A 16,943-nucleotide genomic window follows, 5' to 3' on the forward strand; every position below is an offset into this window, starting at 1 on the left:
AGCTCAATTGAAAAACGCAGCCATTGGCTGCGTTTTTTGTTTTATAGCCCTAGCGCGTATTTAAGTACTTGGGTCTTCAGTGGGCTATGTTCCGCGAGTTTGAGCGCCGCATTGCGCGCTAACTTGAGCGGTGCGATATCATTGCTAAAACCTTTGTAGAATAGATCCATTCCCGTTTGCATCAGTAAATTGTCCGGACGTCTTCGTCTTTCATAGCTCACGAGCGCTTTTTCGTCGATTTCACCTTCTTTTTCACATACATGCAGCAAGGCTTCAACGTCTTTGAAACCGAGGTTAACCCCCTGACCTGCGAGAGGATTTATAGTATGTGCGGCATCACCAACTAACACGCAGTTGCGACGCCAATAGCGCTGCGCGTGGCGGCGCGTTAGCGGAAACGAGCCATGTTGCAACACTTTAATATCTCCTAACTCATCAGGAAACGCCGCTACAATTTCTTGCCGCAATTGCTCTGGAGACATTGTAGAAAGCTGACGAATACGTGCCGGCGCGTCGTACCAAACGAGCGAACCTTGTCCCTGAGACGGTCCATCTGCTTGCAATGAACTGAGCGGCAGAAATGAACGCGGACCGGATGGAGTAAATTGCTGCCATGTAATATCTTGCTGGGAATACTCGGTTTCGACGTTGATCAGCATGCAGTGCTGACGGTAATCCCAAGCGGTCACGCCAATCCCTGCCAACTGGCGCACTTTGGAATTGGCACCATCCGCTCCCACCACTAACTTTGCGGTCAATGATTTACCAGAGGTCAGTTTAACGCAGTTGACCTCGCCAAACTCAATGGTTTCGAGTCGTTCTGGGCAGCAAAGTGTAATATTGTCAAAAGATTGCAGATGTTGCCACAGCCCGAGTTGAATCAATCGATTTTCGACAATAAAACCGAGCTGTTCCATATTCAGGGTATCGGAATGGAAACGTGTACGACACTCTGGGTGCTCCCAAGTTTCCAAACGGCGATATGGGCAGACACGCATGTCAGAGATCGCTTGCCATGCACCAAGAGAGTGCAATATCGCCACCGAGTGCTGCGAGATAGCCGACACTCGAACATCGAGCGGCTGATCCGCGTCAAAAGGCGCTGGCGCTGACCCTTCCACTACAAAGACACGTCGCCCCTGCTGTGCAAACCCTATTGCGGTTGCTGCCCCAACCATTCCACCGCCAATGATGGCAACATCAAAATCGCTCATAATCCGTACTTCATCACATTGATTCTCTAGCTGTTTTTTATTGTACGTTTTCATTACGAAAATGTAACCAAAAACCTCAAGCTAACTATGGTCAAACCCTTATACCATAACGCTTGCAATTGATTGCTTCCCGGTACTAGTCAGTCGGTTTTTAAAGCAGTACAATACGCGGCTCGCCAAGATGCGAGATATCAAACGCCATCAAAAACATAATCCAAGATGGTCAATTGTCACACTGGGCAATTTGCTCCCTTAATTTAAACTAACGATCGAGCGAAACAATGAGTAAGAAACTGCTAATTAAAACCTGGGGCTGCCAGATGAACGAATACGATTCATCCAAAATGGCGGATCTACTAAACGCGGCTAACGGCTACGAGCTAACCGAAGAGCCAGAAGAGGCAGATGTACTACTTCTCAATACCTGTTCTATCCGAGAAAAAGCGCAAGAAAAGGTGTTCCACCAGCTTGGTCGTTGGAAAACGCTTAAAGATAAAAAAGAGGGTGTGGTGATTGGTGTCGGTGGCTGTGTTGCCACCCAAGAAGGTGACCACATTCGTGAACGCGCGCCATTTGTTGACGTTATTTTTGGCCCACAAACTCTGCACCGACTACCAGAGATGATCAAACAGTCTCAGTCTGACGAAGCGCCGGTCATGGACATCTCGTTCCCAGAGATCGAAAAGTTTGACCGTCTGCCAGAACCACGCGCAGAAGGCGCTACTGCGTTTGTCTCGATTATGGAAGGCTGTTCAAAATACTGCACTTACTGCGTTGTACCATATACTCGCGGTGAAGAAGTGAGCCGTCCAATGGATGACGTACTGTTTGAGATTGCTCAACTCGCAGAGCAAGGCGTACGTGAAGTGAACCTACTCGGTCAAAACGTCAACGCATACCGTGGTCCTACCCACGACGGTGAGATCTGTACTTTCGCTGAGCTGCTGCGTTTGGTGGCATCGATTGATGGTATTGATCGTATTCGCTTTACCACCAGCCACCCACTTGAGTTCACGGACGATATCATTGCTGTTTACGAAGACACACCAGAACTGGTGAGCTTCCTGCACCTACCCGTGCAAAGCGGCAGTGACCGTATCCTCACCATGATGAAACGTCCACACACAGCAATCGAGTACAAGTCGATTATTCGTAAGCTGCGTAAAGCGCGCCCAGACATTCAGATAAGCTCTGACTTCATTGTTGGTTTCCCTGGAGAAACGGACAAAGACTTCCAAGACACGATGAAGCTGATTAAAGATGTCGATTTCGATATGAGCTTTAGCTTTATCTTCTCTCCACGCCCAGGGACGCCTGCAGCGGATTACCCATGTGATGTATCTGAGCAAGAAAAGAAAGAACGCCTATACGAACTGCAACAAACGGTAAACGCACAGGCAATGCGATACTCTCGCCTCATGTTAGGCACGGAGCAGCGCGTTCTGGTAGAAGGTCCATCGAAGAAGAATCTAATGGAACTTCGTGCACGTACAGAGAACAACCGCGTGGTGAACTTCGAAGGCAGCGCCGATCTGATTGGTCAGTTCGTTGATGTGAAAATCACCGACGTATTTGCCAACTCATTACGTGGGGAGCTGGTTCGCACAGAGAAAGACATGGATCTGCGCAGCATCATTTCACCGACACAAATGATGGCTAAAACCAAACGAGAAGATGAGCTAGGTGTAGCGACTTTTACACCTTAAGCTTGAAAATCGCTGTATAAGTTACCATCTTAGAGATAGGTAACGATCGCCATTAGAAGCCCGGTCTCAATCGGGCTTCTTGCCAATGGCATATTTTGAGAGGCAACTTTGAGCAATAAAATTGTAACGCTAGAGATCAATCTAGAACCTTCTGATAACCGCCGCTTAGCCAGCCTGTGCGGTCCTTTCGATGACAATATCAAACATTTAGAACGCCGCTTAGGCGTTGAAATCAGCTACCGCGGTAACTTTTTCACTATTGTCGGTAAGCCACATACCAGTGCGGCCGCGCTAGAAATTATCAAAACGCTGTACGTTAATACCACCCCTGTCCGTGGCAATATCCCCGATATTGAGCCCGATGAAATTCACTTAGCGATTAAAGAAACCGGCGTACTAGAGCAAGACCTTGAGTCGAGCATTGAGCACGGTAAAGAAGTGTTTATCAAGACCAAGAAAGGCGTGATTAAGCCTCGCACACCAAACCAAGGTCACTACCTGATGAACATGGTGACGCACGATATCAGCTTTGGTATTGGTCCTGCTGGTACGGGTAAAACCTATCTCGCGGTTGCGGCAGCCGTTGACGCTTTAGAACGACAAGAAATCCGCCGTATATTGTTGACTCGTCCTGCGGTAGAAGCGGGTGAAAAACTCGGCTTCTTGCCTGGTGACTTAAGTCAAAAGGTAGACCCATACTTACGCCCGCTCTACGACGCCCTATTTGAGATGCTAGGTTTTGAAAAAGTCGAAAAACTGATTGAGCGTAATGTTATTGAAGTCGCACCACTGGCCTACATGCGTGGTCGTACTCTGAATGATGCGTTTATTATTTTGGACGAGAGCCAAAACACCACGGTGGAGCAAATGAAAATGTTCTTAACCCGCATTGGCTTCAACTCTCGCGCCGTCATCACTGGCGACATTACCCAAATCGATTTACCACGCGGCGCTAAATCTGGTTTACGCCATGCGATTGAGGTCTTGAGTGAAGTGGACGATATTAGCTTCAACTTCTTCCAATCTGACGACGTAGTACGTCACCCCGTGGTTGCACGTATCGTTAACGCTTACGAAAAGTGGGAAGCACAAGACCAAAAAGAACGTAAAGAGTTCGAAAAAAAACGTCGTGAAGAGCGCGAGGCTAAGTTGCTTGAAACAGCCAAGGCAGAGCTTTCGAAACAAGTTCAAACCGAAACCAGTGAAGGCAAATAATGACAATCGAACTCGACCTTCAACTTGCTGTCGAAGATAAAGACGGCTTACCAAAACAAGCGGATATCCTTCACTGGCTGAGCACAACGATCAGCCAATTTCAACCACAGGCCGAAGTGACGGTGCGTATTGTTGATGAAGCAGAGAGCCAGCAACTCAATGGCGATTATCGTGGAAAAGACAAACCGACTAACGTGCTTTCTTTTCCGTTTGAGTCGCCGCCAGGTGTCGAACTAGACCTACTGGGCGATCTCATTATTTGTCGCCAAGTGGTTGAACGCGAAGCAGATGAACAAAACAAGCCGCTAATGGCGCACTGGGCCCATATGGTTGTACATGGTAGCCTGCATCTGCTAGGTTATGATCATATCGAAGATGACGAAGCCGAAGAGATGGAGTCACTCGAAACAGAAATCATGCAAAGTATGGGATTTAAAGACCCCTACATTGCTGAGAAACAGTAGCTCCGCGACATCATCAGTGAAAAGATCTTTAATCCACTGTACGCATTTAATTCCGTTGCTACGACGTGTGCTATCACACTTCTGATAGCGTTACTAGTTTGAGAAACAATGAACGAAGACAATTCGCCCTCTTCTCTAGAAGGTAAGAAAGAAAAATCTGAAGGTCCGAGTAGAAAGTCCTTCTTCGGACGCCTAGGTCAATTATTCCAGGGGGATCCTAAAGATCGCCAAGAGCTCGTTGAGGTATTTCGCGACTCAGAGGAAAACGACCTGATCGACCATGACACTCGCGATATGCTCGAAGGTGTTATGGAGATCTCCGAAATGCGAGTGCGCGACATCATGTTGCCACGTTCGCAGATGGTTACCGTCGATCGCAGCGACGATTTAGACAACTTGATCAACCTCATCACGGATGCTCAACACTCGCGCTATCCAGTGATCAGTGAAGACAAAGACCATGTGGAAGGCATTCTGCTTGCGAAGGACTTACTCAAATACTTAGGCTCAGACAGTGAACCTTTCGATATTGAGCAGGTCATACGTCCTGCTGTGGTGGTTCCAGAAAGTAAGCGCGTCGATCGCCTACTCAAAGAGTTCCGGCAAGAGCGCTACCATATGGCTATTGTGGTCGACGAGTTTGGTGGCGTTTCAGGCCTGGTCACCATTGAAGATATTCTCGAAGAGATTGTCGGAGAAATCGAAGACGAGTTCGATGACGAGGAAGAGTTGGATATTCGTCAGTTAAGCAAGCACACTTTTGCGGTGAAAGCGCTCACGACTATCGAAGAGTTTAATGATACTTTTGGCACCTCGTTCAGTGATGAAGAAGTAGATACCGTCGGTGGCATGGTGATGACCGCTTTCGGCCACTTACCTTCTCGAGGCGAAGTCGTCGGCATTGATGGCTATAACTTCAAAGTCACCGCTGCTGATAATCGACGCGTGGTTCAACTTCAAGTCACGATACCAGACGAGGAGTCGGTGTTAGATACCACCGACGAGTAACGCTCATCTCCTTTCGGAGCATTAAGAAAAGTTCGATGATAAGTACACTGTTTCATCGCCTAAAACGGCCGCTCGCGGCCGTTTTTGTTGGCGCTTCCACTACCTTAGCTTTTGCGCCTTTCTCTGTATGGCCTCTCGCTGTTCTTTCCCCGCTATTATTACTGCTGCTCATTCACAGGCAAACGCCTAAACAAGCGCTCGCTGTTGGTTATGCTTGGGGGCTTGGGCAGTTTGCGACTGGCATCAGTTGGGTACATGTCAGCATTGATAATTTTGGCGGAATGCCAAAAATTGCGAGTTTACTCCTGATGGCGCTGCTCGTCGGCTACTTGGCCCTGTATAGCGCCTTTTATTGCTGGAGTCTCAACCGTTTTTTTCCTGTTTCCAACCGTACCCGTTGGCTGCTCGCCGCGCCAGCTCTGTGGCTTATCTTCGATTGGCTACGAGGTTGGGTAATGACGGGCTTCCCTTGGCTGTGGCTTGGCTACAGCCAAATCGATAGCCCTCTCGGTCGCTTCGCGCCTATCGGTGGCGTTGAACTGGTGACCTTATTAGTACTCATGAGTGCCGCGGCTCTCGGCTATGGGCTATTGCATAAACGCTGGTCGACACTGATAATCCCAGCGGTCATTATCGCCACTGGCTTTGGCTTAACGACCGCCCAATGGGTAGTGCCTGATACCGGCCAAGTCACGAAAATTGCATTAATTCAAGGCAATATTCCACAAGCTATAAAATGGAAGCCAAGCCAGCGCTGGCCAACCATCATGAAATACACCGACCTAACTCGAGAGAACTGGGATGCCGATATCATTATCTGGCCAGAAGCCGCGATTCCAGCTTTTGAATTTGAGATCTCTTCATACCTTCATAATCTCGACTCTGCCGCAGCGATGAATCACAGTGCGGTGATTACCGGGATCGTAAACCAAAGTGAAGATAAGAAGTTCTACAACAGTATTTTGACCTTAGGCAGTAAAGCTCAGCCCGGTTATCGTTACGATATGGAAGAACGTTACCACAAACACCATCTGCTGCCATTTGGTGAGTTTGTGCCATTTGAAAGCATTTTGCGTCCACTGGCTCCCTTGTTTAATCTGCCTATGTCCTCATTCAGTCGTGGCGAATTTGTCCAACCCAATATTGAGGCGAACGGTAAGCATATGGCTCCCGCGCTTTGTTATGAGATTATCTTCAACGAGCAAGTGAGACAAAACATTGACGATGACACAGACTTTATTCTGACCCTGTCGAACGATGCTTGGTTTGGCCGCTCAATTGGCCCACTACAGCATATGGAGATTGCACGGATGCGCGCACTTGAGTTTGGTAAGCCCGTCATTCGCTCGACCAACAACGGCGTGACGGCGATTACCGACCATCTAGGTAATATCATCGCTCAGGTGCCCCAGTTTGAAACCCATGTGTTGCGCGCGGAAGTAACGTCGACCCAAGGACACACGCCCTATTACACGTGGGGCAGTTGGCCACTGTATGTTTGGGTGCTCCTAAGTTTACTGATCGGATGGCGGTTTAGACGTTAATCGATAAAAGGTGACCGATAGCGGGTCACCTTTTAAATGACAAGTTAAGGTTTTAATGGCTGGCGACTAAAGCCTTTGCAGCCACATTTGATACAAGGGATAATGACCGTCGGATGGTTGTATTGGGTCTTGTGCCCACAGTCGTCGCAAACCAAAGTACCTAATCCAATCACCTCTCCGGCTTGATAGAGGCCTTGGTGTTCAAGGTCTTGAAATAACTCCACCCATTCCACTTTTGTTCTATCGGTGATTTCTAATAGTCCTTGCCAAATAGAGTCGGCAATCATCAGATAAAATGGACCTTTCTTTGAATCTTCATAGCTATCAGCAAACTCTTTCAAGTCTGACTTGACGTAGGCAGAGACCAAAGCCAACTCATCCTTGGTTAAGTCGTTAGCCGCTTTTGCCACTTGGCCTGACTTGTCGAGTACATGATTGACCTCATCAGGACTGTGCTTCAAGGTTTCAACCACATCCTCAAGCATCTCTTCATACCCTGCTTTTCTTTTCGGCATAGACAACCTCCACTCTTCCATCGCGCTGACCTAAACCAATTTGCCTCGCTGGTTGAAAACAACCTTTGGGAAAGGGACGAGACTTAGGATTGGCTATTGTTGTGTACCTTTCCTTTAGGTATTCTATGACGATCTATTAATGTCTGTTCTAACCGAACTCACAAATTCCAAGATAACCGGATATCATCGATGCAAGAACAATATAACCCGCAAGATATTGAACAGAAAGTTCAACAGCACTGGGATAACAACAAGACCTTTGTTGTAAGTGAAGACCCAAACAAAGAAAAATTCTACTGTCTCTCTATGTTCCCATACCCAAGTGGCCGACTGCACATGGGTCACGTGCGTAACTACACTATCGGTGATGTGGTATCTCGTTTCCAACGTCTGCAAGGCAAAAACGTCATGCAGCCAATCGGTTGGGACGCGTTCGGTCTTCCTGCCGAAAACGCTGCGGTAAAAAATAAGACCGCGCCAGCACCTTGGACTTACGAAAACATCGAATACATGAAAAACCAGCTTAAGTTACTTGGCTTTGGTTACGACTGGAATCGTGAGTTCGCAACCTGTACACCAGAATATTACCGTTGGGAACAAGAGTTCTTCACTAAACTTTATGAAAAAGGCCTAGTGTACAAGAAGACCTCTTCTGTTAACTGGTGTCCAAACGACCAAACTGTTCTAGCAAACGAGCAGGTTGAAGATGGCTGCTGTTGGCGTTGCGATACTCCAGTAGAGCAAAAAGAGATCCCACAATGGTTCATCAAGATCACTGAATACGCTCAAGAGCTTCTAGATGATCTAGACAACCTTGACGGTTGGCCTGAGATGGTTAAAACCATGCAGCGCAACTGGATTGGTCGCTCTGAAGGCGTAGAACTCAAGTTTGAAGTGAAAGGCCAAGCAGACCTTGAGGTTTACACCACGCGTCCTGATACGCTAATGGGTGTCACTTACGTAGGTATCGCGGCAGGTCACCCTCTGGCGACAATCGCAGCTGAGAACAACCCAGAACTTGCTGAATTCATCGAAGAGTGTAAGAACAACAAGGTTGCAGAAGCTGAACTTGCGACAATGGAGAAGAAAGGTATGGCAACTGGCCTTACTGCTATTCACCCATTGAACGGTCGTGAAGTGCCAGTTTACGTGGCTAACTTCGTACTGATGGACTACGGCACAGGCGCGGTAATGGCCGTACCTGCACACGACCAACGTGACTTCGAGTTCGCGACTAAGTACGGTCTAGACATCGTGCCAGTCATCAAGCCAGTTGACGGCAGTGAGCTAGACGTTTCTGAAGCGGCGTACACAGAAAAAGGTGTACTGTTCGATTCAGGTGAATTTGATGGTCTTGAGTTCCAAGCGGCATTCGACGCAATCGCAGCGAAACTAGAAGCACAAGGCAAAGGCACTAAGACAGTTAATTTCCGTCTACGTGACTGGGGTGTATCTCGTCAGCGTTACTGGGGCGCTCCAATCCCAATGGTAACCACTGAAGACGGTGAAGTTCACCCAGTACCAGCTGACCAACTACCAGTAATCCTTCCAGAAGACGTAGTCATGGACGGCGTAACGAGCCCAATCAAGGCCGACAAAGAGTGGGCTAAGACTACGTTCAATGGTGAACCTGCTCTACGTGAGACTGATACGTTCGATACCTTCATGGAATCTTCTTGGTACTACGCGCGTTACTGCAGCCCACAAGCAGACGACATTCTCGACCCAGAAAAAGCCAACTACTGGCTACCAGTAGATCAGTACATCGGTGGTATCGAGCACGCTTGTATGCACCTACTGTACTCTCGTTTCTTCCACAAACTGCTACGTGACGCAGGTTACGTAACGTCTGACGAGCCGTTCAAGCAGCTACTATGTCAAGGCATGGTACTGGCGGATGCGTTCTACTTCGAGAACGAGAAAGGCGGTAAAGAGTGGGTTGCACCAACAGACGTTGCTGTTGAGCGTGACGGTAAAGGCCGCATCACGTCTGCGAAAGACACTGAAGGCCGCGATGTTACCCACTCAGGCATGATCAAGATGTCTAAGTCGAAGAACAACGGTATCGACCCGCAAGAGATGGTCGACAAGTATGGCGCAGACACAGTACGTCTGTTTATGATGTTTGCCTCTCCTGCAGACATGACACTTGAGTGGCAAGAATCTGGCGTAGAAGGGGCGAACCGCTTCCTAAAACGTGTTTGGAAACTGGTTAACGAGCACGCCTCAAAAGGCGAAGCGGTTGCAGTCGATACTGCGGCACTGTCTAGCGACCAGAAAGCACTACGTCGTGACGTTCACAAGACCATCGCGAAAGTGACCGATGATGTTGCTCGTCGCCAGACGTTCAACACCGCTATCGCTGCGATCATGGAGCTGATGAACAAGCTAGCGAAAGCACCTCAAGAGTCTGAACAAGATCGCGCGATTCTAGATGAAGCGTTAAAAGCCGTTGTCGTGATGCTTTACCCAATCACTCCGCATATCTCTTACGAAATGTGGGCAGGCCTAGGTCAATCTGATATCGACAACGCAGCATGGCCAACTCACGATGAAAAAGCGCTCGTTGAAGACGAGAAGCTGATCATCGTTCAAGTCAACGGTAAGCTACGTGCGAAACTAACGGTACCTGCTGATATCTCTAAAGAAGAGATCGAGAAGCTAGGTCTAAACGATGAGAACGTTACTAAGTTCACAGAAGACAAAACGGTACGCAAAGTTATCTACGTACCAGGAAAACTTCTCAACATCGTTGCGAACTAACCGTCAGTCGCTGACTCTAAAGCAGGGCGACCGCCCTGCTTTACTTACCTTAGCGCTTTAACTCAGCCACTCGGTTTTGAGCTAGAGTCTTAAGATAAGTATTCCAATAATCATCGAGAGCCACCAGACTATGTTTCCTCTACGAGTACGATCACTATTTAATTACCCTTCATTGAAAATGACGGCCGTTATTCTCAGCGCTTCTTTGTTATCCGCTTGTGGATTTCACCTTCGCGGTGACTACTCTATTCCAGATGAGCTTGAAACCATGTCGCTTACCAGTTACGACCAATACAGTAGCTTTACTCGAATGATGAAAGGTCAACTGCGTATGAGTGAAATTGAAGTAGTGTCCCCAGCAGCCGACGTACCTAATCTGCACCTTATAAGTGAAGGCGTTGGCGAACGGACACTCTCTCTGTACCAAAACACCCGTGCAGCGGAGAAAGAGCTGACTTTCCGTACCTCTTACCGCGTAACCCTACCTGAGCTAGGTTCAAAGACATTTTCAACTAGCGTTACTCGTAGTTACTTAGATAACCCATTAACTGCCCTAGCAAAATCGGTTGAACGTGACATGATTGAAGACGAGATGCGCAAGTTGGCCGCCTCTCAAATCATTCGTCAGATGGCGCGCCTAAAAGCAGATATCGAGGCCAATGAGCGCCTCGAACAAGAACAGCAAGAGCAACAAGTTCAGCTCGGTGCCGACGAAGAGCAGTACCGCATTAAAACGCTTTTCTCAGACGACGCGCCAAGCACTACACCAACAACAACTGAACAATAACCACAATGCGCATCTTCGCGGACCGATTAGCGGAGCATTTGGTCAAGCAGCTCCATCCGATTTATCTCATTTTTGGCAATGAGCCTTTATTGCTGCAAGAGTCCCGAGAGGCCATTCAGCGAACGGCTCTAGCCAATGGTTTTGCAGAGCGTCATCGCTTTGCCGTAGATAATAGCCTTGACTGGACCCGGGTGTATGACTGCTGCCAAGCCATGAGCTTATTCTCGACCAAGCAAGTCATTGAACTTGAGTTACCTGAAAGCGGCGTTAACGCCGCGATTGCCAAAGAGTTACTGGCCGTTGCCGATCTGATTCACTCTGATGTGTTACTGGTCGTGATCGGCAGTAAACTCACCAAAGCGCAAGAGAATGCGAAATGGTTTAAAAGATTGAGTCAAAGCGGATGCTGGGTTAATTGCCTCACTCCAGATCTCCAACGCCTGCCCCAATTTGTGCAACAGCGTTGTCACAAGTTGGGATTAAAGCCAGATCCCGAAGCGCTACAAATGCTCGCTCAATGGCACGAAGGCAATCTATTTGCCTTGACACAAAGCCTTGAGAAACTCGCGCTTCTCTATGCTGACGGACAGCTGAACTTAGTGCGACTAGAGCATGCGTTAAGCCGTCACAATCACTTTACCGCCTTCCATTGGGTAGACGCTCTATTGGCGGGCAAAGCCAAACGAGCACAACGGATCTTACGTCAGCTTGAAGCTGAAGGTGTCGAAGCGGTCATTCTTATTCGAACACTGCAAAAAGAGCTCACGCAGCTGTTGAGCATGTCCTCGCTGCTCCATAGTCAAACCATAGGTCAAGTATTTGAGCAATATCGAGTTTGGCAATCTAAACGACCGCTCTACTCCGCGGCATTGCAAAGGCTCAATTCAAACCATTTAACTCAACAACTGCAGTTATTGGCTCAAGCAGAAATCACCGTTAAAACCCAATATGAGCTCTCGTGTTGGCCACTATTGCATCAGCTAAGCTGCCAAATCTGTATGCCACAAGTGCGGATATAAAAAGCGTGTTATACTTCGCCGCCGCCGAATAAGGCGCCAAGTCAAATAGATAATCAATGAGGACAACACCTTGCAACTTACACAGTTAAACGACTTTTTAATCGACAAAATTGACGATATGAAAGCGCAAGACATTAAAACGATTGATGTTCAAGGTAAATCAAGCATTACCGACTTTATGATTGTTTGTACCGGCACCTCTAAGCGCCATGTGTCATCTATTGCTGAGCATGTTGCAAAAGAGTCTAAGCTTGCTGGCCTCGATCCGCTAGGTATCGATGGAGAGGAACAAGGAGAATGGGTCGTACTCGATATGGGCTCAACGATTGTGCATGTGATGCAAGAAGAGCAGCGTGAGCTCTACCAACTCGAAAAACTCTGGGGTTAAGCGATGAAGCTCCAACTTATCGCCGTCGGCAGTAAAATGCCCAAATGGGTCGAAGAAGGCTTTCAGGAGTATCGCCGCCGATTTCCGCACGACATGCCACTTGAGCTTGTGGAAATCACCGCCGGAAAACGCGGAAAAAATGCCGATATTGCAAGGATTTTGCAAAAAGAAGGCGAAGCCATGTTGGCGGCCGTGCCAAAAGGCAACCGAATTGTTACTCTCGATATTCCCGGCAAAAAGTGGGACACGCCACAACTCGCCGAGCAGCTTGAAAACTGGAAACTCGACGGACGTGATGTGTCGATCTTAATTGGCGGCCCCGAAGGTTTGGCACCAGCGTGTAAAGCAGCAGCAGATCAAAGTTGGTCTCTCTCGGCTTTAACACTTCCTCACCCATTGGTGCGAATTGTTATGGCTGAAAGTTTGTATCGCGCGTGGAGCATCACGGCGAACCACCCTTATCATCGAGAATAATCACAGATGTTACGCAAGCGTACCCAAATTAGGGATTACCATGAAGAAGCGCGGCTATTTAAAAACCGCGCGATCGTAGCTTTCATTGGTATTGTCGCCATGATGGGCGTGCTGGTGACTAACCTCTACAACATCCAGATCAATCAATACCAAGATTATAAAACCCGTTCTAACGATAACCGTATCAAAGTGGTGCCTATCGCGCCCAACCGCGGTCTAATCTACGATCGAAACGGTAAACTACTTGCCGAAAACCGTCCGGTATTTAGCCTGGAGATCATTCCAGAAAAAGTCAAAAATATGGACGACACTATACGTCGTCTGCAGCAAATCCTGACCATTACTCCCGAGCAGGTAGAACGCTTTCATAAAGAGCGCAAGCATACTCGTCGCTTTAAGTCGGTTCCCATCTTGACTCAATTAACCGAACAGCAAGCAGCGAAGTTTTCGGTTCAACAACACAATTTCCCAGGCGTTACCATAAACGCCGCGCTTAAGCGACATTACCCGTATGGTGAGGTACTCACCCATGTGATCGGCTATGTGTCTCGGATTAACGACCGCGATATGCAACGCTTAGTCCGCGAAGATAAAGACGCCAACTACCAAGCCACCCGCGACATTGGTAAACTCGGTATTGAGCGCTATTACGAGGATCTCTTACACGGGACAGCAGGCTATCAAGAGGTCGAAGTTAACAGTCGTGGCCGCGTGATTCGCACATTAAAGTATATTCCTCCAGTTCCCGGCAGAGACATCGTCCTCAACCTCGACATCGATTTGCAGCTTTATATCCACGACATATTGGCCGACCGCCGTGGCAGCGCTATCGTGCTCGATCCTAAAGACAATGGCGTGCTGGCGATGGTTTCAAGTCCAAGTTACGACCCCAACGCTTTCGTTCATGGGATCTCAGGTAACGCCTATCGTGCTTTACTCAATGACAAAGATCGCCCTTTGGTTAACCGAGCAACCCTTGGGATCTACCCGCCCGCTTCAACCATTAAACCCTTTATGGCCGTCGCCGCGCTGCAAGAGGGAGTGATCACTCCTTACACGACGAGAAATGACCCAGGGTACTGGCGAATTCCAAACTCTAAAACACGCCCTTTCCGCGATTGGCTGCGTTGGGGACATGGCAAGGTCGATGTCGTGAAATCTATCGAAGAGTCCGTGGACACCTTCTATTATCAAATCGCATACGATATGGGTATTGACCGCATATCACGCTGGATGATGATGTTTGGCTTTGGTGACTATACCGGTATCGATATCCACGAAGAGAGTAAAGCCAATATGCCAACGCGCGATTGGAAAATGGCTCGCCACCGAACGCCTTGGTACCAAGGTGATACCATTCCTGTCGGAATCGGCCAAGGCTACTGGACCGCCACACCGATGCAAATAGCCAAAGCCACTTCAGTATTAGTTAACCGCGGAAAGCGCGTGGCTCCACATCTTCTCAGAGCAACCATAGTCAATGGTGAAAAGTTTGATAAACACCAATTGTCAACGCTGGAGTCTTACACTTACCCTCCGATTGAAGGGGTAAAAGAGAAGTTTTGGGACTTATCTATTGAAGGCATGCGCTTAGCCAATCACGGTAAAAAAGGCACAGCTCGACGTTCGTTCTATAAAACGCCTTACATGAGTGGCGGAAAATCAGGCACTGCACAAGTGTTTGGTTTAGGTGAAGACGAAGAGTATAACGCCGATGAGATTGCCGAGCATCTACGCGATCACGCCTTATTTACAGGATTTGCCCCACTGGAAAACCCAGAGCTGATTGTCACCATAGTGCTGGAAAACGCAGGGGGGGGCTCTTCGCAAGGTGGCCCAGTGGTGAGACAAATTTTCGACCACGTTTTGGTTGAACGAAAAGAGGCTGAGTAATCATGGATTTAAATCCTGCTACGGGTCAAAACCGCGCCATGTTTGAGCGCTTTCATATCGATTTACCCATGTTGTTGGGCATCCTAGTTTTAATGGGCTTTGGCCTTGTGGTGATGTACAGCGCCAGCGGACAAAACTTAGCTATGATGGACCGCCAAGCCATGCGCATGGCGCTCTCTTTGGGTGTCATGTTGCTACTGGCACAAATTCCTCCCCGTACCTACGAGGCGCTGGCGCCATTGATGTTCGTTGGCGGCGTCATTCTCCTGCTTGGAGTGCTGTTTTTTGGTGAAGCTTCAAAAGGCGCGCAGCGCTGGTTAAACCTTGGTTTTGTCCGCTTCCAACCTTCGGAACTGCTTAAACTCGCGGTGCCTTTAATGGTGGCTCGCTATATTGGTAAGCGGCCTTTGCCACCGACGTTACAAACTCTCGTAATGTCGTTGGTTATGGTGTTTGTACCGACCGTCTTGATCGCTAAGCAGCCCGATCTAGGCACATCAATATTAATCGCCGCTTCCGGCGTGTTCGTTATTTTCCTGGCCGGGATCAGTTGGCGAATCATCTTTGCCGCCGTGTGTGGCGTTGGCGCATTTCTCCCCATATTGTGGTTCTTCCTCATGCGCGAATATCAAAAAGTTCGAGTCAGGACCCTGTTTAATCCCGAGTCCGACCCACTTGGCGCCGGTTATCATATTATTCAAAGTAAGATAGCGATCGGCTCTGGGGGGATCTCTGGTAAAGGTTGGCTACAAGGCACTCAATCTCAACTCGAGTTTCTACCAGAGCGCCATACTGACTTTATCTTTGCCGTGATCGCCGAAGAATGGGGCTTAATCGGGATCCTTATTTTGCTCAGTTTGTATTTATTTATCATCGGCCGAGGCTTAGTCTTGGCGAGCAAAGCGCAAACCGCCTTTGGCCGCATGATGGCGGGCAGTATTGTGCTGAGTTTCTTCGTCTATGTCTTCGTTAATATCGGCATGGTAAGTGGCATCTTACCCGTGGTCGGTGTCCCACTTCCTCTTATCAGTTATGGCGGAACTTCAATGGTGACTTTGATGGCGGGTTTTGGCATCTTAATGTCCATTCATACTCACAGAAAAGCGTTCTCAAAGGCAATCTAAATGACCAATCATTACCTTATTGTTGCGGCCATCGCCTTATCGGCAATACTCGCAGGGTGCTCTTCTTCGGGGCGTTATAGTATTGATGATGATATCGCTCCCGATACCCCTATCAGTGTTGATCATATCGAAGATGCCACGCCTCAATATGAGTCTTACAGCCGAGGCGGGAATAGCGATTACACGCTACGAGGTCAGCGTTATACCATCATTAAGCAGCCTAAAGGCTTTAAGCAACAAGGTATCGCCTCATGGTACGGTAAAAAATTTCACGGCCACCTCACCTCGAACGGTGAAATCTACGACATGTACTCCATGTCAGCGGCGCACAAAGAGCTACCAATTCCAAGCTACGTAAAAGTCACCAACCAAGACAACGGTAAAACCGCGATAGTGAGAGTCAACGACCGCGGGCCGTTCCACCCTGGGAGAATCATTGACCTAAGCTACGCAGCCGCACTGAAACTCGATGTGTTGAAAACCGGCACCGCCAATGTAGAAATTGAAGTCATCAGCGTCGATAGACCAAGTGGCACTCGGCCAAATAAAGCGTACAGTCAGTACATTGTCCAAGTCGCTTCATCACAACATCAAGATCGCGTTGAAACTTTAGCGCAAGACCTAAGTCAAACTCTCTCGATAAAGAGTTATGTCAGTTCCTCTGACACCATACATCGCGTATTACTAGGCCCTTTTGACGACTATATGTCGACCCAAAAGGCCCTTGAACAAGTTAAAGCGCTGGGATACGACAGCGCTTTTATTAAGTCTCGTTAGTCCTCAATCCAGTGTTTCCCGTTGGGCGGCACTGATTTGAGTGATTGATTCT

15 protein-coding genes are annotated in these 16,943 nt (G+C 48.3%); 13 read left to right on the forward strand and 2 right to left on the reverse strand.

Features of this window, described 5'->3' with window-relative positions:
• Nucleotides 1-41: 41 nt before the first annotated feature.
• Entirely contained in the window at nt 42-1,214 is a 1,173-nt protein-coding gene (locus FCU94_RS10105) for a 2-octaprenyl-3-methyl-6-methoxy-1,4-benzoquinol hydroxylase (RefSeq protein ID WP_176288446.1), read from the reverse strand.
• A 281-nt stretch (nt 1,215-1,495) separates the two neighbouring features.
• On the opposite strand from FCU94_RS10105, the gene miaB reads away from it, so the two are divergent.
• From miaB to lnt, 5 genes are all read left to right on the forward strand, one after another.
• Entirely contained in the window at nt 1,496-2,920 is a 1,425-nt protein-coding gene (gene miaB, locus FCU94_RS10110) for a tRNA (N6-isopentenyl adenosine(37)-C2)-methylthiotransferase MiaB (protein ID WP_176288424.1), read from the forward strand.
• Between the two features lie 108 nt (nt 2,921-3,028).
• Nucleotides 3,029-4,135: a PhoH family protein gene (locus tag FCU94_RS10115; protein WP_176288425.1), complete on the forward strand. Its 1,107-nt coding sequence runs from the start codon at nt 3,029-3,031 to the stop codon at nt 4,133-4,135.
• Nucleotides 4,135-4,599 (forward strand): rRNA maturation RNase YbeY, encoded by a 465-nt coding sequence (ybeY, locus tag FCU94_RS10120; protein ID WP_176288426.1) that lies wholly within the window; start codon nt 4,135-4,137, stop codon nt 4,597-4,599. The genes FCU94_RS10115 and ybeY overlap by 1 nt, the downstream gene beginning before the upstream one ends.
• A gap of 108 nt (nt 4,600-4,707) precedes the next feature.
• On the forward strand, nt 4,708-5,607 hold the full coding sequence (corC, locus tag FCU94_RS10125) for a CNNM family magnesium/cobalt transport protein CorC (protein ID WP_176288427.1): 900 nt from the start codon (nt 4,708-4,710) through the stop codon (nt 5,605-5,607).
• Nucleotides 5,608-5,642: 35 nt separating this feature from the next.
• Nucleotides 5,643-7,151: an apolipoprotein N-acyltransferase gene (lnt, locus tag FCU94_RS10130; RefSeq protein WP_176288428.1), complete on the forward strand. Its 1,509-nt coding sequence runs from the start codon at nt 5,643-5,645 to the stop codon at nt 7,149-7,151.
• Nucleotides 7,152-7,195: 44 nt separating this feature from the next.
• Here the strand turns inward: lnt and FCU94_RS10135 are convergent, their stop codons facing one another.
• Complete coding sequence (locus FCU94_RS10135; protein ID WP_176288429.1) at nt 7,196-7,666, reverse strand: zinc ribbon-containing protein; 471 nt, start codon at nt 7,664-7,666, stop codon at nt 7,196-7,198.
• Between the two features lie 189 nt (nt 7,667-7,855).
• Here FCU94_RS10135 and leuS point away from each other — a divergent pair, with 189 nt between their 5' ends.
• From leuS to FCU94_RS10175, 8 genes are all read left to right on the forward strand, one after another.
• Complete coding sequence (gene leuS, locus FCU94_RS10140; protein ID WP_176288430.1) at nt 7,856-10,429, forward strand: leucine--tRNA ligase; 2,574 nt, start codon at nt 7,856-7,858, stop codon at nt 10,427-10,429.
• 130 nt (nt 10,430-10,559) lie between these two features.
• Complete coding sequence (locus FCU94_RS10145; RefSeq protein WP_176288431.1) at nt 10,560-11,216, forward strand: LPS-assembly lipoprotein LptE; 657 nt, start codon at nt 10,560-10,562, stop codon at nt 11,214-11,216.
• A gap of 5 nt (nt 11,217-11,221) precedes the next feature.
• Nucleotides 11,222-12,235 (forward strand): DNA polymerase III subunit delta, encoded by a 1,014-nt coding sequence (gene holA, locus FCU94_RS10150; protein WP_176288432.1) that lies wholly within the window; start codon nt 11,222-11,224, stop codon nt 12,233-12,235.
• A gap of 70 nt (nt 12,236-12,305) precedes the next feature.
• Nucleotides 12,306-12,623 (forward strand): ribosome silencing factor, encoded by a 318-nt coding sequence (gene rsfS, locus FCU94_RS10155; protein WP_176288433.1) that lies wholly within the window; start codon nt 12,306-12,308, stop codon nt 12,621-12,623.
• A gap of 3 nt (nt 12,624-12,626) precedes the next feature.
• A complete protein-coding gene (gene rlmH / locus FCU94_RS10160; protein ID WP_176288434.1) occupies nt 12,627-13,097 on the forward strand; it encodes a 23S rRNA (pseudouridine(1915)-N(3))-methyltransferase RlmH in 471 nt (156 codons plus the stop codon).
• Nucleotides 13,098-13,103: 6 nt separating this feature from the next.
• Nucleotides 13,104-14,990, forward strand: coding sequence for a penicillin-binding protein 2 (gene mrdA, locus FCU94_RS10165; RefSeq protein ID WP_176288435.1), 1,887 nt, complete (start codon nt 13,104-13,106; stop codon nt 14,988-14,990).
• A gap of 2 nt (nt 14,991-14,992) precedes the next feature.
• The gene (gene rodA / locus FCU94_RS10170; RefSeq protein WP_176288436.1) at nt 14,993-16,114 is read left to right on the forward strand and encodes a rod shape-determining protein RodA; all 1,122 of its coding nucleotides are present in this window, start codon (nt 14,993-14,995) and stop codon (nt 16,112-16,114) included.
• Entirely contained in the window at nt 16,115-16,891 is a 777-nt protein-coding gene (locus FCU94_RS10175; RefSeq protein ID WP_176288437.1) for a septal ring lytic transglycosylase RlpA family protein, read from the forward strand. It begins immediately after the preceding gene.
• The last annotated feature ends 52 nt before the right edge of the window (nt 16,892-16,943 follow it).

The sequence above is a fragment of the Vibrio sp. JPW-9-11-11 genome (genome assembly GCF_013369335.1).
Taxonomy (GTDB): Bacteria; Pseudomonadota; Gammaproteobacteria; order Enterobacterales; family Vibrionaceae; genus Vibrio.